Origin of the sequence: Bradyrhizobium sp. IC3195 (genome assembly GCF_020193585.1) — a bacterium.
Taxonomy (GTDB): domain Bacteria; phylum Pseudomonadota; class Alphaproteobacteria; order Rhizobiales; family Xanthobacteraceae; genus Bradyrhizobium; species Bradyrhizobium yuanmingense.
Genome location: NZ_JADYVG010000007.1, coordinates 283891 through 303743 on the forward strand (window position 1 = coordinate 283891; position 19853 = coordinate 303743).

The 19853-nt window shown below is 62.0% G+C and carries 16 protein-coding genes and 1 pseudogene; 6 read left to right on the forward strand and 11 right to left on the reverse strand.

What is annotated here, in order from left to right:
• Positions 1-13 precede the first annotated feature (13 nt).
• On the forward strand, positions 14-1402 hold the full coding sequence (locus tag I6F09_RS17210) for an adenylate/guanylate cyclase domain-containing protein (RefSeq protein ID WP_225188604.1): 1389 nt from the start codon (positions 14-16) through the stop codon (positions 1400-1402).
• Positions 1403-1487: 85 nt separating this feature from the next.
• Here the strand turns inward: I6F09_RS17210 and I6F09_RS17215 are convergent, their stop codons facing one another.
• The 5 genes from I6F09_RS17215 to I6F09_RS17235 all read right to left on the reverse strand — a co-directional run bounded on the left by I6F09_RS17215 (position 1488) and on the right by I6F09_RS17235 (position 8372).
• Positions 1488-2312: a CarD family transcriptional regulator gene (locus I6F09_RS17215; RefSeq protein ID WP_074447640.1), complete on the reverse strand. Its 825-nt coding sequence runs from the start codon at positions 2310-2312 to the stop codon at positions 1488-1490.
• Between the two features lie 344 nt (positions 2313-2656).
• Positions 2657-2995, reverse strand: a complete 339-nt coding sequence (fdxA, locus tag I6F09_RS17220) for a ferredoxin FdxA (RefSeq protein ID WP_018643465.1) — start codon at positions 2993-2995, stop codon at positions 2657-2659.
• 132 nt (positions 2996-3127) lie between these two features.
• Positions 3128-3379, reverse strand: a complete 252-nt coding sequence (locus I6F09_RS17225; protein ID WP_074447665.1) for a S4 domain-containing protein — start codon at positions 3377-3379, stop codon at positions 3128-3130.
• 31 nt (positions 3380-3410) lie between these two features.
• A complete protein-coding gene (locus I6F09_RS17230; RefSeq protein ID WP_225188589.1) occupies positions 3411-6851 on the reverse strand; it encodes a helicase-related protein in 3441 nt (1146 codons plus the stop codon).
• A 702-nt stretch (positions 6852-7553) separates the two neighbouring features.
• Positions 7554-8372, reverse strand: a complete 819-nt coding sequence (locus I6F09_RS17235) for a DUF3108 domain-containing protein (RefSeq protein ID WP_225188605.1) — start codon at positions 8370-8372, stop codon at positions 7554-7556.
• 590 nt (positions 8373-8962) lie between these two features.
• Between I6F09_RS17235 and rpmB the strand changes: the two genes are divergently transcribed.
• Complete coding sequence (gene rpmB / locus I6F09_RS17240; RefSeq protein WP_036045358.1) at positions 8963-9271, forward strand: 50S ribosomal protein L28; 309 nt, start codon at positions 8963-8965, stop codon at positions 9269-9271.
• A gap of 149 nt (positions 9272-9420) precedes the next feature.
• On the opposite strand, the gene I6F09_RS17245 is transcribed toward rpmB, so the two are convergent.
• Genes I6F09_RS17245 through vsr form a run of 5 tightly spaced genes read right to left on the reverse strand, consistent with a single transcriptional unit; the run spans position 9421 to position 15066 of the window.
• Positions 9421-10146, reverse strand: coding sequence for a hypothetical protein (locus I6F09_RS17245; RefSeq protein ID WP_225188590.1), 726 nt, complete (start codon positions 10144-10146; stop codon positions 9421-9423).
• Between the two features lie 7 nt (positions 10147-10153).
• A complete protein-coding gene (locus I6F09_RS17250; protein ID WP_225188591.1) occupies positions 10154-11353 on the reverse strand; it encodes a hypothetical protein in 1200 nt (399 codons plus the stop codon).
• Positions 11350-13512 carry an ATP-binding protein gene (locus I6F09_RS17255; RefSeq protein WP_225188592.1) on the reverse strand — a complete coding sequence of 721 codons (2163 nt, stop codon included), beginning with the start codon at positions 13510-13512 and terminating at the stop codon, positions 11350-11352. Before I6F09_RS17255 ends, I6F09_RS17250 begins: the two co-directional genes overlap by 4 nt.
• A gap of 13 nt (positions 13513-13525) precedes the next feature.
• Positions 13526-14590: a DNA cytosine methyltransferase gene (locus I6F09_RS17260; protein ID WP_225188593.1), complete on the reverse strand. Its 1065-nt coding sequence runs from the start codon at positions 14588-14590 to the stop codon at positions 13526-13528.
• Between the two features lie 41 nt (positions 14591-14631).
• The gene (vsr, locus tag I6F09_RS17265; RefSeq protein WP_225188594.1) at positions 14632-15066 is read right to left on the reverse strand and encodes a DNA mismatch endonuclease Vsr; all 435 of its coding nucleotides are present in this window, start codon (positions 15064-15066) and stop codon (positions 14632-14634) included.
• 228 nt (positions 15067-15294) lie between these two features.
• Here vsr and I6F09_RS37715 point away from each other — a divergent pair.
• From I6F09_RS37715 to ftsZ, 3 genes and pseudogenes are all read left to right on the forward strand, one after another.
• Positions 15295-15435 (forward strand): annotated as a pseudogene (locus tag I6F09_RS37715) (DUF2235 domain-containing protein); the annotation flags it as partial.
• 154 nt (positions 15436-15589) lie between these two features.
• Complete coding sequence (locus I6F09_RS17275; protein ID WP_225188595.1) at positions 15590-16105, forward strand: hypothetical protein; 516 nt, start codon at positions 15590-15592, stop codon at positions 16103-16105.
• Between the two features lie 148 nt (positions 16106-16253).
• Positions 16254-17510 (forward strand): cell division protein FtsZ, encoded by a 1257-nt coding sequence (gene ftsZ, locus I6F09_RS17280; protein WP_225188596.1) that lies wholly within the window; start codon positions 16254-16256, stop codon positions 17508-17510.
• A 184-nt stretch (positions 17511-17694) separates the two neighbouring features.
• On the opposite strand, the gene I6F09_RS17285 is transcribed toward ftsZ, so the two are convergent.
• Positions 17695-18372: a hypothetical protein gene (locus I6F09_RS17285; RefSeq protein WP_225188597.1), complete on the reverse strand. Its 678-nt coding sequence runs from the start codon at positions 18370-18372 to the stop codon at positions 17695-17697.
• 165 nt (positions 18373-18537) lie between these two features.
• Here I6F09_RS17285 and I6F09_RS17290 point away from each other — a divergent pair.
• Positions 18538-19853 (forward strand): DUF2235 domain-containing protein (locus tag I6F09_RS17290; protein ID WP_225188598.1); only part of this gene is annotated, 1316 nt, incomplete at its 3' end.

Here is a 19853-nt window from a genome sequence, read left to right on the forward strand (position 1 = left end):
GACTGCCGTGACAATGCTCGTCGAGCGCTTCAACCTGCCGGCTGCGCATTCGCCCGCGCCGAGCGAGCGCGATGCCGAAACAGTTCAGTTCGCACAGGCCGCGCTGACGTCCGCCAAGCGGGAGGGCCTGCAACTCGCGGTGCGGGCGCGCTATGTCGCCCTCGTCGTCATTGGCTGCCTGATCATGGTGATCAACCCGGCCTGGGAGCAGCTCTACTACGTGGCGCTGCTCGGCTTGTTCGCACTGATCGGCTGGGCCCAGGTCCGGGTTGGGCGGGTCGGCCTGTCACGGCCGGAATTGGCACTCCTGTTCTGCGACCTGGCGCTGCTCACGTGCCTCATCGTGGTTCCCAATCCGTTCGGAGCCTCGCACTGGCCGGTCGCGATGCAGTACCATTCCGGCAACTTCATCTATTTCTTCGTCCTGCTCGCGGGCGCCACACTGGCCTATACTTGGCGGACCGTGATTGCGGTCGGCGTGTGGACGGCTGCGCTCTGGTTGATCGGCATCGCCTGGGTCTGGTGGCAACCCGATCGCGATCCTGCGCTGACGGCCCGCATCGCCGCCGCAACAGGCAGCGATGAGCGCTTGTTTGCGATGATCTCGCCGAGCGAGATCGTGTTCCACGTTCGCGTCCAGGAGATCGTCGTCTTCATGATCGTGGCCGTGACCTTGGCGCTCGCGGTCCGCCGCAGCAACGACCTCTTGATCCGGCATGCCGCGGTGGAGCGCGAGCGCGGCAACCTGGCGCGCTACTTCTCGCCCAATGTCGTGGCGGAATTGTCGAAACAGGACGAGCCGTTGAAGCAGGTGCGCACGCAACACGTCGCGGTACTGTTCGTCGACATCGTCGGCTTCACGGCCTTTGCCGATGGGCGCTCGCCGCAGGAGGTTGTGCGGACGTTGCGGGAATTCCACGGATTGATGGAGCAGGAGGTTTTCCGCCATAGCGGCACGCTCGACAAATATCTCGGGGACGGATTGATGGCGACGTTCGGAACGCCCTTTGCCGGCGAGCACGACGCCAGCAACGCGCTGCGATGTGCCCAGGCGATGATCGCGGCGGCGGAGAGTTGGAACGATCAGCGGGCAGCGTCAGGCGAGCCAAAGCTGCATGTGAGCTTTGGCTTGCATTATGGGCCGGTGGTGCTCGGCGACCTCGGGCAGACCTGTCTGGAATTTGCCGTGATCGGCGCGACCGTCAACGTGGCAAGCCGTCTCGAGGCCTTGACCCGCACCTTGGGCTGCGCGCTGGTGGCAAGTGACGATCTCGTCAGCCAGGCGAAGGCCGAGCTGGGCGGTGCAGCCACAACGTTTCAGACATTGGAAGCGCGAGAGGCGCGGGCGGTCCGCGGCATTCAGCAGCCGATCGCGATCTGGACCCAGCCGCGCGGCGCGTAGAGCCGAGCTCCCGCGGCCTCAGGAAGCCCAAACAAAAAGCCCGGCCAAACGGCCGGGCTTTTGATTGCTTGCGTTCGGTGCCGACTTACGCGGCCTCGTCGGCGACGGTGCTGTCGTCGCCATCGGTATCGTCGGTATCGCCCTCGGCATCCGTGTCAGCTTCGCCCTCGGCAGCTTCCGCCTTGGCATTGCGGCGCGGGCTCTTGGCGAGCTGCGCCTCGATCTCCTTGACCGCTTCGGTCTCGGTCGAGTGCTGCACCACCGCGATCTCGCGGGACAGGCGGTCGAGCGCCGCTTCATAGAGCTGGCGTTCCGAGTAGGACTGCTCGGGCTGCGATTCCGAGCGATAGAGGTCGCGCACGACTTCCGCGATCGCGACGATGTCGCCCGAATTGATCTTTGCTTCGTATTCCTGGGCGCGGCGCGACCACATGGTGCGCTTGACGCGGGCGCGGCCCTTCAGCGTCTCCAGCGCCTTCTTGACCAGGGCCGGGTCGGACAGCTTGCGCATGCCGACATTGGCGACCTTGGCGGTCGGCACGCGCAGCGTCATCTTGTCCTTGATGAAGTTGATGACGAACAGCTCGAGCTTCGCACCGGCGATCTCCTGCTCCTCGATGGCCAGGATCTGGCCGACGCCGTGAGCGGGATAGACCACGAATTCGTTGGCCTTGAAGCCCTGACGCTGGGTCACGACCTTCTTTTCCTCGACCTTCGGCGCAGCCGCGGGCTTGGCAGCCGGCTTGGCGGCGACGGGAGCCTTGGCGGGCGCAACGGCAACAGGAGCTTTCGTCGCGGCGGGCTTGGCAGCGGGGGCCTTGGCAGTCACAGGCTTGACATTCAAAGGCTTGGCGGCAGCAGGCTTGGCAGCGGTCGCTTTCGCGGCCGGTTTGGCAGTCTTGTTAGGCATTGCGCTTCTTTTGTTCTTCGAGGACTTTGCAGCCGGCGCCTTCGTCGCGGTCCGACCCTTGGATGCGCTACGGCTGGCCGCGGCGACTTTTTTGGCCTCCTTATGGGAAGCCCTCGCTGAAGTACTCTTTTTACGCGTTTTCTGTGACACAGCCTGCGCGCGGAAACTGCCACGCCCCTGTTCGACATTTGGTTTCACGGGAACCCAGAGGGGCCAACGGGGCTGACGGGGTTCGGCTTAATGTGCCCAATATAGCACATTTCCCGCAAAAATCAATGATTTAGGGGTCTTGAGGGCTGGTTTTCGGCGGCAGCGCCGCTATTAGGGTTAAGTTTGGACGCGAATTAGTCCCCAGAGCCGGGGTTCGGAGAAAAATATTTCTCGAACTTGCCTTCCATGCCGTCGAATTCCTTGGCGTCGGCAGGTGATTCTTTCTTCTGGGTGATGTTCGGCCAGCTCTTGGCGTAGTCGGCGTTGACCTGGAGCCACTTTTCGAGGCCCGGTTCCGTGTCCGGCTTGATGGCGTCGGCGGGGCATTCCGGCTCGCACACGCCGCAATCGATGCACTCGTCGGGATGGATGACGAGCATGTTGTCGCCCTCGTAGAAGCAATCGACCGGGCAGACCTCGACGCAGTCGGTGTACTTGCACTTGATGCAGTTTTCAGTGACGACGTAAGTCATCCAACGCTCCGAAAAGCTCTTTTAGAAGTCGCGGCTTGCCTAGCGCGGATGGCCGGGCGCCGCAAGGTCGGGAAGGCCCGATCATGACGGCTTTGTGTGTTTGATCGATCAAGAAATGAATGCAAAGCGCAATTAATTGCGCGTCCCGAGCTCCTCATAGAGCACGCGAGCCGAGGCGGCATCGCCACGGCGCTCGTTGAAGGCGGTGACCTTCAGCACGCGCACGGTGCGATCGAGCGCGATGGTGAGGACGTCGCCAAGCTTGATCGCATGGCCCGGCGATGTCTCGCGCACGCCGTTGACGCGGACATGGCCGGTGACGACGAGCTCGGCCGCGGAGGTGCGCGCCTTCACCACGCGCGCGTGCCACAGCCATTTGTCGATGCGCTGCCGCTCGGTCGTCGTCGTCGTGGGATTACTCCTTCCGCCCCAGCTGCTCTTTCAGCGCGGCGAGCTTGGCGAAGGGCGAGTTCGGATCGATCGGACGATCGCGCTCGCGCGGGTTCGCGCTCGAGGCGTAGGGGCGCAGTGACGGACCCGACTCGCGATCACGACGGTCACGGCCCTTGTCGCGGTCGCGGCCACGATTGTCGCGGCCCTTGTCGCGATCTCCACCGAACTTCTTGTTGTCGCGGTTGCGATCGCGATCCTTGTCGCGGTCTCCCTTGCCCTGGAAGCTGCGATTGCGGTCGTCGCGGCGCTCACCGCCCTCGCCGCCTTCACGCGGCTTGCGGAAGTCGCGGCCGCCATCGCGGCGATGGCCGCCATGACGATGGCCCGGCTTCGCGCCGTCGGCGGCTTCGCCGGGCGCGGCGCTCGCAGCATCGGGTGCAGCGCCAGCCTCAGCGCCGGGCCGCGGACGCTGGTTGTTGTGGCGCTGATGGCGATGGCGCTCGTGGCGCGGCTTGCGATCTTCGTGACGACCGGCAGGGCGCCAGACCTCGACCAGCTCAGGCTCGGCCGGTGCGACTGTTGCCTCAGGCGCGGCAGCATCGGGGGATGCAGCAGCTTCCGTCGCGGCGGTCTCGGCGGCAGCCGCTTCGAGGCCGGCAGCCTCGGCGGGCGTCGCAGCCTCTTCTGCGGGCGGCGCGATTCCGGGGGCGTCCTCGGGGGTGACGGGCGCTTCCGGAGACGCTTCCAGCGCCGGCTCCTCGTGAGCCTCCGCAGGAGCGGGCTCGTCGTGCGGCTCCATGCCGGGCGCGTCTTCGACGGTGACGGCTTCGGCCGTAGCCTCAGCGGCCGGGGCCTCAGCCGGCAGGCCGGCAACGGCTTCAGCCGCAGTCTCGGTCGAGGTCTCTGCGCTGCCTTCAGCGGGCGGCGTCTCGGCCGCGACGGTCTCAGTGACGATCTGCTCGGTCACGACCTGCTCGGCGACCACAGGCTTCGGCGGCAGCGGCGGGCGCTTCTCCATGCGATAGCCGAGCGCGCGCAGCACGGAGGCAAAATCTTCGCCGGCAGATCCGGTCAGCGAGGTCATCGCCTGCGTGACCACGAAGCTGCGGCCATCGAACGCGCCGGCGGGCTTTTCGCCCGGCGAATTCTCGCGCCAGGCCAGCGCCGGGCGGATCAGGTCGGCGAGGCGTTCCAGGATGTCGACGCGCACGGCGCGCTCGCCGGCCTGCTTGTAGCCGAGCACGCGATAGGCATCGCGCGGCAGCGCCTTGTCGACCGGGAACGAGGTACGGCCCGAGGAGGCCAGATGCTGCGCGCCCGAGAGCGCGGAGAGATCGACATTGTCCTGCTTCAGCGCCCAGAGCAGTGCGGCGAGCGCACGCGCGGCGGGCTTGAGCAGGCCGGGGAAATAGATGTGATAGGCGCCGAAGCGGACGCCGTATTTGCGCAACACGGCGCGCGAGGACTGATCGAGATCCTTCAGCTCGCTGGCGATCTTCGGACGCTCGAGCACGCCGAGCGCCTCGACCAGCTGATAGGCGATGCCGCGGGCAATGCCGGTGACGTCTTCGGCCTTCGACAGCTCGAACATCGGCCCGAGCAGCTTTTCGATGTGCGTCTTGAGCCAGAGCTCGAGCCGCGCCTGCACCTTGTCGCGGGGGGCGCCGGTCAGGCGCTCGTCGGAGATGATGCGGATGCGCGGATGCAGCGCCTCGTCCGCGGCGGCAAGGCGCGCCACGGCATCGCCGGTCCAGCGGATGATGCCTTCGGAGGTGAGCACGAACTGATCGTCCGGCGCATTGCCCAGCTTTTCGGCGCGCGCATTGATCTCGCCGGCGAGCACCGCTTGCGCTGCAGCCTGCAAGGCTTTCGCATCGGAGCCGGCTTCCGCCGCATCCGGTGCAAAGGTGAAGCCATCGAGGCGGCCGATGACATGGCCTTCGACGATGACTTCGCCGGTCTTGCCGATTTCAGTATTCAAGCTCGTGTTCTCCCGCAGGCGGCGCATCAATACACTGGTCCGGCGATCAACGAAACGCTCAGTCAAGCGTTCATGGAGCGCATCCGATAATTTATTTTCGACCTCCCGCGCGATCCCCTGCCAGCGTTCCGGGTCTTTCAGCCAGTCCGGGCGGTTGGCGACGAAGGTCCAGGTGCGGATCTGGGCGATTCGGGCCGACAGCGTGTCGATGTCGCCGTCGATGCGGTCGGCCTGGGTGACCTGGGACTCGAACCAGGCATCGGGAATGCAGCCCTTGCGCATCAGGAAGCCGTACAGCGTCGTCACCAGCTCGGCATGGGCGGCCGGCGACAGCTTTCTGTAGTCCGGGACCTGGCAGGCTTCCCAGAGCCGCTCCACGGCAGCCTTGCCATGCGCGATATCGCGCACCTCGCCGTCGCGGGCGGCGTGATCGAGCACGCGCATGTCCTCGGCGATCGGCGCGCGCGTCAGCGTCTCGTGGCCGGGGGCGAGGTTCAGCGAGACCTGGAGCGCGCCGAGCGAGGAGAAATCGAGCTTGGAATTGCGCCATTGCAGCACCTTCACGGCATCGAAGGTGTGGTTCTGCAGCGCGTTGACGAGCTCGGGCTCGAACGGCGCGCAGCGGCCCGTGGTGCCGAAGGTGCCGTTGCGGGTGGCGCGGCCCGCGCGGCCCGCGATCTGCGCGAATTCGGACGGTGTCAGGCGGCGGAACTGATAGCCGTCGAACTTGCGGTCGGAGGCGAAGGCGACGTGGTCGACGTCGAGATTGAGGCCCATGCCGACGGCATCGGTGGCGACGAGATAATCGACGTCGCCGTTCTGGAACATCGCCACTTGCGCGTTTCGTGTGCGGGGCGAGAGCGAGCCCAGCACCACGGCGGCGCCGCCGTGCTGGCGGCGGATCAGCTCGGCAATCGCATAGACTTCATCGGCCGAGAACGCGACGATGGCGGTGCGGCGCGGCTGGCGCGTGATCTTGCGGTCGCCGGCGAATTCGAGCTGCGACAATCTGGGCCGCGTGATCATGGACACGCCCGGCAACAGGCGCTCGATGATCGGGCGCATGGTGGCGGCGCCTAACAGCAGCGTCTCGTCGCGCCCGCGGCGGTTGAGGATGCGATCGGTGAAGACGTGGCCGCGCTCGAGATCGGCGGCGATCTGGACCTCGTCGACGGCGAGGAAGGAGACGTCGATATCCCTAGGCATGGCCTCGACGGTCGAGACCCAATAGCGCGGATTCTTCGGCTTGATCTTCTCCTCGCCGGTGACGAGCGCGACGCTGGCCTCGCCGGATCGAGCGGCGATCTTGTTGTAGACCTCGCGCGCGAGCAGGCGCAGCGGCAGGCCGATCATGCCCGAGGGATGCGCCAGCATCCGCTCGATGGCGAGATGGGTCTTGCCGGTGTTGGTCGGACCGAGCACCGCAGTGACGCCCGCGCCGGGGGCGCGCTCGGAGGCGAAGGGGGAGGAGGAAAAAGCCATGTCTATCGGATTAGGTAATGGCGATTTGGGCGAATGTCAGTGCTATCCGGGGCGGTGAGGGGGCTGGCTCTTCGTTCCTCATCCTGAGGAGCGCGTCAGCGCGTCTCGAAGGATGAAGGCCCGGCTGGTGCTGCTGGGCAAGCCAAGCCCCTCGCCCTTCGAGACGGCCGCTTGCGCGGCCTCCTCAGGGTGAGGGGCACACCGCGGGCGTGAAAGCGCCCGCCCCAAATCCCGCGCAACTGTCTCACTTTGCGACGCTTTTCCCGTTCGCTTTAAGCTTCGGAACGACTCTAGAACGAATCGCGGCCGAATCGCTGACTCCCCTGTGAGTCCCGTTCCGTTCACGCAACATGTCGCGGGACTCGTCTTGGTTGCGCACTAGATGGAGTTTTGCGGGAGCGCACAAGCGACCGGGTGGTTAAAGCTGGGGACGGCGGCGAGTCGAATCAGAATCGGGGCGGAGTCAAATGGATTCCCTGCGGCGGGGGTTGGTCAAACAAAGAGTGCGAAAACAACCCCATGCACAGTAGGTAAGTGATTGATTTTGCTTAGCCTACGCCGAACGCTCGTCATTCCGGGGCGCAACGCAGTCGCGAGCCCGGAATCCATCGCGCAACCGTCTCTGCGGCCTGATGGATTCCGGGTTCGCGCCAAGGGGCGCGCCCCGGAATGACGGCGGAGAGAGCGGTGCGGCCTCCTTGCCTACTGCGTCTTCGCGACCCTTGGCGGCTGGGGCGACGTGATGAAGCTGGTGGCTTCCAGCATGGCCGGCCCCAGGGGCGTCGGCACTTTCAGCCAGAACGGGACCAGGATGCGCGTGCCGGCGATGGGGGCGAACGCGATCTCCATGTTGCGCTGGGCGGCGAGGTATTTGATCACCGGGCGGTCGGGGATGTAGCCGGCGATCGGCACGAAATAGATCGCGCAGACCACGACCGGGCCCTTGTAGCCCTTCTCCGCCTTCACGGTCTCCATGCGCTTGAAATCGAGCTTGAGCTCGTAGCGCATGCGGCCGTCGAACACCGGCGCGGAGCTGTGGCAGGCGTCCTGCGAAACGGGATCACCGGTGCCGGGCACGCGCAGCAGCGAGGCCGTCATGGGGTCCCACACGCCGCGGCGGTGCGCCTCGGTGACGACGATACGGTCCGGATCGACCGGCGGCTCCGGCAAAATCGCAAAATCCTTCACATTGCCCTTGTCGAGGGTGATGCGGATCTCTTCGGTCTTCTTCTGGGTGGTGGTGGAGGCCTGGTAGCCGGTCGCAACCAGCGCGCCATTGACCACGCGCCCCTGGCTGGCGCCGGTGCCGGACCCGCCCGTGAACGACTTCAAAAGCCCCGAGGTGCCGCCGGCGGCCGCCGCCGAGAACACGTCGTCCTGGATATCGATGTTCCAGGCGCCCTTGCCGACGGGAATGCCCGCCAGCGTCGCCTCATATTGCGCCTCGAGCTTACCTTGCGCCGCCGCGGGCGCTGCGCCGGACGCCAGGCCCAGCACCGCCGCCAGGCCACAAAGCGCCATCAGCCGGCCGGCCAAGGGGACGTCCAAGCGGACGCCCCGACACAGACAGGCTGAGCGCAGGACTTGCGCGAAATGAAGCGTTGTCGGCACGAAACAATCCAATCAGAGCGCGATATGCTGTTACTTAAGCCAAAACCGGCGACAAACAATGTGTCGGGGCATGCAGCCCCGGGAACTCCACCGGACTCTTCGACGGCGAATACGCCCTTTATGTGATGGTAAGGCGCGACAATCATTGCCGTTTTGGTGATCGGCGGTAACGGGGGGCGTTCCGACCTCTCCCCACCTCCGCTGTCATGCCCCGCGAAGGCGGGGCATCCAGTACGCCGCAGCGCCTCTGGTCAGCCGCGCCGCCGCGGAGTACTGGATCGCCCGCCTTCGCGGGCGATGACACCGAGGCGGGGCACGAGATCCCGGGTTCGGGCTCTGCCCGCCCCGGGACGACGGGCCAAAAACGGCCCGTCGCCTTGACGCAAGGCCCCTTCCCCCCTATACGTCCGCCCGCTCCCTGCAAGGACGAAAGAATTTGCCCCCGTGGCGCCGAAATGGCGGCCGCACTCGTTGGGGGTTCGAACTAAAGGATTTATGCCATGTCTCGCCGCTGCGAACTGACGGCCAAGGGCCCCCTCGTCGGCCACAAGGTCAGCCACTCCAACATCAAGACCAAGCGCCGCTTCCTGCCGAACCTCGTCAACGTGACGTTCATCTCGGAAGCCCTGGGCCGCAACGTGCGCCTGCGCGTCTCCACCAACGCGATCAAGAGCGTCGACCACAATGGCGGCCTCGATGCCTACCTGCTCAAGGCCAACGCCGACGCGCTCTCCCCGCGCGCCGTCGAGCTGAAGCGCGCTATCCAGAAGAAGGTCGGCGACACCCAGCCGGCCAAGCAGGCGAGCTGAGAAGATTTACCGTTAGGGCGGGGGCTAAGTTGCGTCGCGTGGCGTAGGCTTAGCCGAGTAGAGTTCGAGTAGCGGCCGGATCGGAAGATCCGGCCGTTTTTGCTCTTTAAGTCGCACTGCAGTGAAAGCCTGGAGCCAGCTGCTGGCCTTTATCTCTTAGGCCCTGGACGGCTTCGCGGCGCGCGCCGCGCCGATTTCATTGATGCCTGGGGTTTCGCAAAAACAAAATGCATTTCTTCGATTAAAGCATCCAGCGATTTCCCATAAGCTTTACGTAGAATTCGCACGCCATCGAATTTTCCGTACAGGGCGAATACGACACAAGCCAGCAACTGGAAGGGGGTACCTGCATCAACCGGCCAAGCAGGACAGGAAGCAGCGCTCCATTGCACGCATTTTGGAACGGTGAGCGTTCGGCCGGAACTATCAACGCGCAGTTCAGTACACAATTGAGAGTGGTAATAGTCGTGCTTGCCTTGGCCCTCTGGGTCCATCCCTTCAGGAGTTTCGAATCGCATGAGCAAGCACTGCGGCTGGACATCGGCCTGAAGTGAATGCGTCACAATAATTAGCTGTATTCGAAGGTACGGGTGATTTTTCGAGAGGTCCCCGTCAAGAAAGATCACGGGACAAATTGCGTGCGCACCATCCGATGTATCTGCTAGACGGATAAATCGTTTGGTCGCGACAGTCGAAAAAGCGGCATCGCTCCGGAAGGCGCTCTTCAACTCATCTACAGTAGAGAACGCTTGCCCTGCAGCGCCAGCTAAAGCTTGGTACAATCTAGCCTCTGAGAGCTGTCCTCGATTCGATTGTGCATAAATCTGCCCCGCCTCGATCAATTCAGCGAGCAGAGGTAATATGTCCGTCGACACAGCCGCCTCACGCCAACGCTAGACGATGAGCCGGTTGGTAGTCGATCCCTGCCACACGGCTAACAAACCGAGTTCGATATGGTGAAATGAGATCGCTCTGAAACGCTTTCGAAGAAGTCCGCGCTTTAAATTGAGAACTGTCCTCGCAGAACACGAGTCGGTCATCCACACTGTTCCACGGATCCTGTAGCTCACTTGTAAGTCGTTCACGCTCTATCTCGGTCCAAAACCAGACTGGCCGGTCGAACCAATGGGACTTTGCAAACCTAGCTTTGGTCAAGGAGGCCGCTTTGAACGCCTTCTGATTTGATCCGAGCTTGCATGTATTCCCGATCGCCGATGCCGTCAGCTTTCCTCCGATTAAGCTAGGACACCGCTGCGCGAGGTGCGGCGCATCCACCAAAACATCTTGCGAAACTAGAACAAAGTTTAGCCATGCCGAGAGCCGTGCCGCAACAATACGCGCATCTTGGTCTGGCCGAGGCTTTCGGTCAGTTGCCTCCCTGCCTCTCAATCCGAGCGTCGACGACCGGATGATGTCTCCCAGTGTTGCACGCTCAACCTTGGATTCCTGGCTCCCCAACAACTCAAGGGACGCCGTTGGAAGTCGCTCAATGGCAGACGCCGGAAAGCCTAGGAATTCAAGCACACGATCAGCGCTGTCTGCCTTGGCAACATCCGCAATGCGCTTTTCAAGTAGATCAATCAGTTCAGGTATCACGGGCCAAGACCAAGGGCGATACCCACTCCACGGAGCATGCTTCCAAAGTCCCGAGTTCTTCAAGTCATCCGCGGCAATGTTGAGGTCGGCAAACGAGTCAAGTTGGGGCCGCAAGGTGAGATCGAACGTCGATTGTCGGTGGAATTGATTCAAAGCCACTATCACTCCACAATTTGAATAGCAGCGCGCTAAGTAAGCCACCGTCTCACCGGTGAGGTAATCTTCGTTCTGAGCCCGGACCAAATCGTAATCCACGATGAAGAGATCTGCAGTGTCGAGCGGAAGGAGCTTCGGATCGCGCTTCGCTGAACTTCGAACTGCAGCGGCTCGAAGCCCCAATTCCTTCACCATCGGAGCAATATCTTCGGGCTTGATGGCTTTGCTGTTTTTGCGCATCGGCACAGGCAAACGCGAAACGATGGCCTTCTCTACATTCTCCTCATCATCGAGAATGACGACTTCAACTTTGTTCTTCGATACAGTCATCGAGAAGTTTCCTGCCAATCAATCTTTAGACACGTTGCATAGTGCCCTGTCGGCTTCGCAAATGACACATTGAAATTCAGATTACGCGAAATCAATCTGACGATGGTCAACCCGAGTCCTGTGCCACCGACCGCTAGAGATCGTCGCTCTTTAGAAATAACAACTTTGCGCTGGAACGGCTCAAATAGCTTGTCGGCCTCATCAAGGTCTACTCCTGTTCCAGTATCCTGGATCAATAGAAACGCTCTGCGCCCCGATCGACCTGATGAAACGGCTATTCGTCTTGTCTTCTTGTCGATCATAGCATTTGCTGCGTTGGCAAAAACGTTCTGAAAGACAGCGGACCACTCTGCAAAAGTACCAGACGGAAGGCGAAGAGCGGAGTCAACGTCCTCCCAGTCGATCTCAACGCCGCTCATAAACGGCTGAGCTTGGCTGACGAACTGCTCTATAGCTGACTTCGCATTGAACCTCTGCCTCTTTCGTCGGCTTTCCTCGTCGGACAGCGATGTAAAAATCGTGCGCGTCTGCCTCGCGCGCCTAATCCATTTATCCAGCTCATCCACCAGTTCGAATGACGCCTTTGAAGACGCTTTCATCCTTGCGGCAAGCGTCTCAAGGACCGTCAGCTGTCGAGAAATTTCGTGCTCAAACGCTAGCGCAAACATGCCCGCCGTAGCGAGAGCGCCAAGCAGATTCATATTTTGCCCCAACAACTCTTGGGAAATCGCTTGCCGATCTATGACTGCCTCAATGTTTCTGGTGATTTCACGCGCCTGACGCTTCGGCAATTCGGGCGCGTGTTGAGCAATAATCTGGGCGACTTCCGCGATCTGCGCGTCCCTCTGCGGAAAGCTTTCAACCTCCTGCTCCACTTCTTGGATGCGCCGTACCGTTTCTCGCATGGCGTACCAATCGATCGCTGTCCGGACGCAACTCCGCAGATTCTGATAGGCAAGATTGTCGACCAAGCGATCTCTGGTTACTTGGATCTGCAAATATTCGTCCGCAGGCCGGGCATTGGAGGCCTCGAACCCCGTGTTGACGTAAACATATCCCAACAGCCTCGTTTGGGTTGGAACGTTGGATAGTCCGCCGGGCACCTGCAAAGCATCAGGCAGAAATTGCGACTCGCTCTTACGATGCGAATGGTCGACCTCAATATCGAGCCAATCATGTTCGAGACCATAGTAGGGGAGACGAAATCCACTATCGTATATCTTGATGCCACCGTGCTTGCTTATGTAGTCGCGAGCGTTGCTAACCGCGATCGCAGCTTGCTGACGGCCGAACAGTGCATAAACCCTTATCTCGAACGAAAGACTGAAAAGATAGCATTTCGGTATAACGAATGATTGCTGCTGTATCTGCGACTGATCACGAAAGCGCATACTCACTGAGAGCTCGCCGGCGTCGCCCGCCGCCTCGGGGGGCTTTAGCTCTCCGCGAATCAATGCATGCCAAATATCCAACGGGACAAGCAGTTGTTGCCTGAACTCCTCCTGCACGAGAGGGATGGACGAAGCCAGCTGGATATCAAACGTATCTGCTGAACGACGAGCCGACGGGGGCTCAGGTGAACGCAGCTGCCAGAGCTCGGAAGCTAGGTTTTTTGCGCGATCAAGATCGCTCCAATCGTGAGACAACCCTTTTATCGTTATTCTCGTGCCACGCCGCGAGCCGTCGCAGTAGTTGCCAGATCTGTCCGAAGACTGAAGAAGTGCAACGACTTTGGTCAAATCCTTTTTCTTTTCGGCCTGCGTCCAATCAACCGTTGCCGTCAATTCGACGGATGGAACGGCTGAGGCGGTAGTCGCAACCTCAACGCTAGAACCGAGAAACTGCACTGCAAGCCGGCCTACACCTTTCGAGCCCGTTAATGGACGCCTGAGCTCACGAGAATACCTTTGTTGGAGCTTATGCGGGGAGCCGATCCGCATCCAGAAGCTGCGAAACTCTCCATCGGTCATCCCGTGACCATTATCCTCTACTACTATTTTGTCTTTTTCGATCTGGATGTGAACCAGAGATGCGTCGGCGTCGTAAGCGTTCTTCACCAGCTCTGCGAGAGCAATATCTGCTCTGCCCACTAGACGCTCGCCCAATTCCCGAAGAAGCGCAGCATCTACATCGAATGGTATCTGTTCTGGGCTGCTCATGCGAGAGGCGAACCTAAGGAGTAGATGCGTTTTCAATGTGTGCGACGACCGAGCGACCAATAACTCTTGCCAGGGTAACCGGAACAGCATTCCCAATTAGACGACCAACGACTCGAACATTGATGGCAGAGCCTGGAGGCACGAACGCGTAATCTGACGGGAACGTCTGCAGGAGCGCGGCCTCTCTCAAGCTAATCGCTCGGTCCTGCGATGGATGACCAAATCTTCCGCTGCCATAATTATAGGCAAGCGTAGTGATTGTTGGAGCCTTCTCACTCCACGACATCCGTCCATAGATGCTTGGGTAGCCGCTACCACTCTTCTTCTTGTGGCACGGCAGGACCAAATCTTTGGGCCAATCTCTCCAGGTACCTGCTTGCCGAGATGCTCTAATTCGCCTCATGTTCTCGTCGGAAAGGGCGGAGGACCTGTGTAGCGAATCGGATCGATGGGCCTCACCAGCTCGGATGGCAGGAAGATGCGATATGGCATCTTCGACAGTTAGATCCTTACCGGCAAAGTTCTGGGGGGAAACAATTTCGATTGACCCAAGCTTAGAGGCAAGAACCACAAGTCGCTTGCGGCTTTGGGGCATTCCATACTTTGCGCACTCGACGACGTCATACCAGACTGAGTATCCGGCCAGCTTGAGCGCCTTAACAAAGGCCTCAAACCTCTGATGGCGGGCCAATCCTGGAACATTCTCCATCGTGATAAGCTCAGGCGACACCTCGACAGCAATCCGCCGAAACGATTCCAACAGCCTCCACCGATTTCGATCTCCCGATGATTTCTTCTGCGTATAGCTTGAGAATTTTTGACAAGGGGCACATCCAGCAAGTAGCCGCACAGCTCGCCTCGAGAATTGCGACGCGACTTCTGAAGCCTTCAAATGCTCAACATCTCGACAATGAAAGGGAGCACTAACATTTCTTTCGTATGGCCATTCGCAAGCCGGGTCCAAATCAAACCCTGCTCGAATGGCAATTCCTTCAAGCGAAAGACCATATGACAGCCCACCTGCGCCGCAGAAAAGATCAACAGACTCCAAGCTCTTTCGCCGCACGCGCTTTTTCATATCCGCCCCCGATACCCCAGAATAATGATTTGGCAGCGGCGCTACCGGCCAGCCTTCGATGATGTAAGCCTGCCCAGTCGCCGCGTCAGAAGTCGCGTCAGCACCTCCTGCTTCTTAGTCTGACATTCCCAAACAGTCAGCACGCTCCATCCCTTCGATCTCAACTTACGTTTTACCCTACGATCGCGAGCGACATTCGCCTCGAACTTGGAGATCCAAAACGATCGGCGGGTGCTTGGCATCGTCGACTTCTTGCAACCCAAATGCCGGTGCCAAAAACAGCCATGAACGAATAGAACGGCGCTATGCTTGGGGAGGACGATGTCTGGCGTACCCGGGAGATCTGATCGGTGGAGCCGAAACCGAAAACCTAGTCTGTGCAGACAACTTCTGACTGCGCGCTCCGGCTTCGAGTTCCGAGGCCCGACTCGGGACATTAGTGCACTTCTGCGCTTAGCATCGAGGATGTCCGCCATCTAGCCGTACCTTGGGACTCAAATCTTAATAACTGCACGCCACCAACGCTATATAACTGAATTGACACTCAAATTTGAAGCGATGTCTTGTCATAGCTGTGCAGTCTTCACAGAAACAGCTGGTTGGTGCTGAACCTTTTTGGATCGCTAGCGGTCTTCTGGATCACTTTCCGCTATACTCGCCCCGGTAGCATCCCCCGGAGGGGCATCCCATGCAGACCGCAGCCAATTCCGACCGCAAGCCCCACGCGAAACCTCGTCATCTGCTGTGACGGCACCGGCAACGAGATCTCGGAGAACATCTCCGACGTCCTGAAGCTCTATCGCTGCCTGCGCAAGACGGACAAGACGCAGCCGCGACAGCTGGTGCCCCTACGTCTCCGATGGCCGGCACCCCAGCGCCACCCGTAAACACCCCCCGCGCCCGTTAACCGTCCATTAACCAACGCATTCTAGCCTGCTGCAATCGTCCAGCCATCACTAGCTCGAAATCCCTTCCCGGTTCGCTCCAGGAGAAGCGCGGATGTGCGTTGAGTTGTTGACGTATGCCGATCTCGGTGCCCGCCTCAATGTCTCGCGCGAGGCCGCGCGGGCACTGGCGCGGCGTCGCCGCCTGCCGCGCTCGCGGTCGGGGGACGGCAAGGCGGTGGTGAGCGTCGATCTCGCCGCGCTCCGCTACACGCCCCGCCCGCGACGAGCCCGCCGGGCAGATCCCATCGCGGCCTCCCTGGCCAGGATCGAGGCCGTCAAGACCGAAGTCTTCAAGGCGGAGATCGCGCGGCTCGAATCCGTCGCAACCGCCTACAGGGCCGTGTTCGAGCGCGAGCGCGAGCGCGCCGATCGCCTCGCCGTCGAGCTGACGCAGGCGGCCGCCGAGACGACGGCCGCCAATGCATGGGCGGCACGACTGGAAGACGAAGTGACGGCGCTGCGGAGCGATCGCCGCCCTGGCGGCTCGATCGCGGGATACGCGGCGCGCCGGTTGGGCCATCTGGCCGCTTTCATCGTGCAAGCAGACCGTGCGGCTAGAGCGCGATGAGATTGGGATGAATCGTCATCGCGCTCCAGGTTTTTGTTCGAGCATGATCTTTTCGGAAAACCGCTTCGCACTTTTCCGGATCATGCTTGCAGCTAGCACGCGAGACTTTCTTTAATCCCCGGCTTGCCGGAGCAATCGCGAGGGAAGAATGACTGGCAATACCGATATCCATGAAATGAAGGCCCGCATCGTCGTGTTCGGCGTCGGCGGCGCCGGCGGCAATGCCGTCAACAACATGATCGCGGCCGGGCTGCAGGGGGTCGAGTTCGTGGTCGCCAACACCGACGCGCAGGCTCTGGCGATGTCGAAGGCGAAGCGCCTCATCCAGCTCGGCACGAAGGTGACCGCAGGGCTCGGCGCCGGCTCGCAGCCGGAACTGGGACGCGCCGCAGCCGAAGAGGCGATCGACACGATCCGCGAGCAATTAACCGGCGCGCACATGGTGTTCGTGACGGCCGGCATGGGGGGCGGCACCGGCACCGGGGCTGCACCCGTCGTCGCCAGAATCGCGCGCGAGCTCGGCATTCTCACCATCGGCGTGGTCACCAAGCCGTTCTACTTCGAGGGCACGCGCCGCATGCGCTTTGCCGAAGCCGGCATCGAGGAGCTGCTGAAGACAGTCGACACCCTCCTGATCATCCCGAACCAGAACCTGTTCCGGGTGGCCAGCGAGAAGACCACGTTCGCCGACGCCTTCGCCCTTGCCGACCAGGTGCTTTACTCGGGCGTCGCCTGCATCAGCGACCTCATCGTCAAGGAAGGCCTGATCAATCTCGATTTTGCCGACGTCCTCTCCGTCATGAAGGAAAAGGGCAAGGCCATGATGGGACGGGGCGAGGCTTCCGGCGAGAAGCGCGTGCTCGCCGCCGCCGTGGCCGCGATTTCCAATCCGCTGATCGAGAATCCCTCGATCAAGCGCGCCAGTGGCCTCATCATTTCCATCACCGGCGGCAAGGATCTCATGCTGTACGAGGTCGACGAAGCCGCCACCCGCATTCGCGACGAGGCCGACCCGGACGCCAACATCATCGTCGGGGCGTCCTTTGACGAAAGCTTAGAAGGCATCGTCCGCGTCTCGGTGGTGGCGACCGGTATCGATAATCTCGATCCGGCGCAGGCGCTACCAGTGGAAACCGCCCTCACCCAGCTCGCCGGCAGGCTGCGCAACGACGGCCGCCGCATCGCCGATCGCATCGAGCGCAGCGCCGCCCTTCCGCATGTGGCAAGCCCGCCGCTGCGCCCGCAGCCGCACCACCCCGTGGGGCCACCGGCACGGCCGGGCCTGGACCATGTGCGGCAGGCGGCGCTTCAGCCGCTCGATGCTTACGGCCGCGCGCCTGCGCGCAATGCGCCCGACGAGGCCGTTCTCGATATTCCGGCCTTCCTGCGCCGCGCGGCGAACTGAGCGGCGGCGAGCGGGGAAGTTACCTGCTCGGCAACCAGCGAGCCCAACGACAACTTGTCATCCCGGGGCGCGACGAAGTCGCGAGCCCGGGATCCATAACCACCATCGTGAGTATGGATTCCGGGCTCGCGCCAAGAGGCGCGCCCCGGAATGACGGCGTAGAGCGTGCGCAGCCGCCGAGGCTTCAGGCCGCCGTGCTGTGCGGCTTCTCCGCTGCTTCCTTGTCCGTTTCCTTGTCGCGGGACAGCCAGGCCGGAAAGCGAAGCAGGCGTTCGTTGGTGTCCTTCGGCAGCTCGATGGGCGGGGCTTCAACGGCCGAACTCGGCAAGTCCAGCGCCGCGTGGCCGGATCGCACTGCATCCGCGCGCTGATCCAGTTCACGCAACAGGGGATCGAGCACGCTGTCGACCTCGGTCGCCACCGACACCAGGAAACTATTGAGCTCGCGCGCCTCGGGCACAACGGCCGCCGCCGATTCGACCGCCCTGGAGAGACCGTCCACGACAGGTGCAAACGCTCCGGCGGCTTGCTTGATTCGCGTCTTGATCAGTTCGATCTCGCTCAGGACGCGCTCACGCTCCCGCCTCTTCTTCTCCTCCGAAAGGCGGGCTTCAATTTCGGCGATTTGGGCCGTCAGGGTCGTGGCTTCGGATGCGAGCGCATCGCGTCTTCCACGCGCGCGATCGAGATCGCGGCAGAGATTGTCCACTAAGTCGTCCCTTGCGAACATGGCTTTGCTCCATAGGACAGGCGTTCTGCCCTGTAGGACGGCCTTGGCGCGAACCGCCAGCCTCGCCATCGACCGCATGGCCGAATCGGCCGAAACAGGCATCAACTTCCGTCGCGTCGCATCGGCCGACATGGTGATCCCCCATCGTCGACATTAGGCGACCGCATGGTTAACAAGAGGTTAATGTCAACAGACGGTGCGGCCATGGCCAGGTGCCGGCGCCGCCGCCTTCCTCCCCTCGCTGCTACCCATTTTCCGCTATACTCGCCCGGGTAGCATCACCCGGAGGCGCATCCCATGGAATCCGCCCACCCCGCCGACCACAAGCCCGCCGGCAAGAACCTCGTCATCTGCTGTGACGGCACCGGCAACGAGATCTCGGAGAACATCTCCAACGTCCTGAAGCTCTATCGCTGCCTGCGCAAGACGGACAAGACGCAGCCGCGGCAGATGGTGTTTTACGATCCCGGGGTCGGCACCATGACGGAGCCGTCGACCTGGGGGCGTTGGAAGGCCAACATCAAGCTGGTGTGGGGGCTCGCTACCGGATACGGGCTCGATGACAACGTGCTGTCGTCCTATTGCTTCCTGGTTCAGCATTACGCGCCCGGCGACAAGATCTATTTGTTCGGTTTCTCGCGCGGGGCTTACACGGTGCGCGTGCTGGCGGGGCTGATCCACAAGATCGGCCTGATCTCGCCGGAGCAGGCGAACCTCGCCGGCAGCGGCCTCATCGCCTACAAGCAATATTCCGGCAGCGGGCGCGGCAACGACGTCGAGGATATCAAGAACATCGTGTTCGACGAGAGCGGGCCGCTGCCGAAGGACGAATTCGACCTCGCCGCGCAGTTCGCGCGCATCACCTCGACGCGCTGGCCGACCATCCATTTCGTCGGCGTCTGGGACACGGTGGCGAGCGTGATCGTGCCGCGCGCCGATCGCTTCTACTGGCCGAGCCTGGAGGAGCTCGCCTTCACGCTGCGCGACCCCAGCATCAGGATCTTCCGGCAGGCGATCGCGATCGACGAGCGGCGGCGCATGTTCCGCCTGAAGCCATACGCGGAGCCGCAGGAGTTCTGGAGCAACCGCTACGTGCCTGATGAGAAGAAGGTGCCGCAGGACATCATGCAGGTGTGGTTCGCCGGCGTGCATTGCGACGTCGGCGGCGGCTATCCGGAGGCCGAGAGCGGCGAGTCCAAATATCCGCTGCTGTGGATGATCGACGAGGCCGAGAAGGCCGGGCTGAAGTTCAACCCGCGCACGGTGAACCAGCTCGCCTGGGGCGTCCAGCGCAAGAACTCGCCGTTCACCTACGTCGAGCCCGCTTTTACCGGCAAGAGCGGCATGCTGCACGATTCCATGACGGCGGTCTGGCGCGTGCTGGAGTTCCTGCCGAAGAGTGCGAAATACCGGGAATGGCCGGCGCGGAAAGTCTATTTCGGCTTCTACATCCCCGATGGCGAACCGCGCCTGATCCCCGAAGGCGCGCATGTGCACGAGAGCGTGCTGAAGCGCATGGCGGTGGAGCCGGACTACCGGCCGGTGAACCTGCCCAAGGACTATGTGACAGTGCCGATGCCGGTGCCGCCGGGGGTGGATGTGGGGGCGGAGGT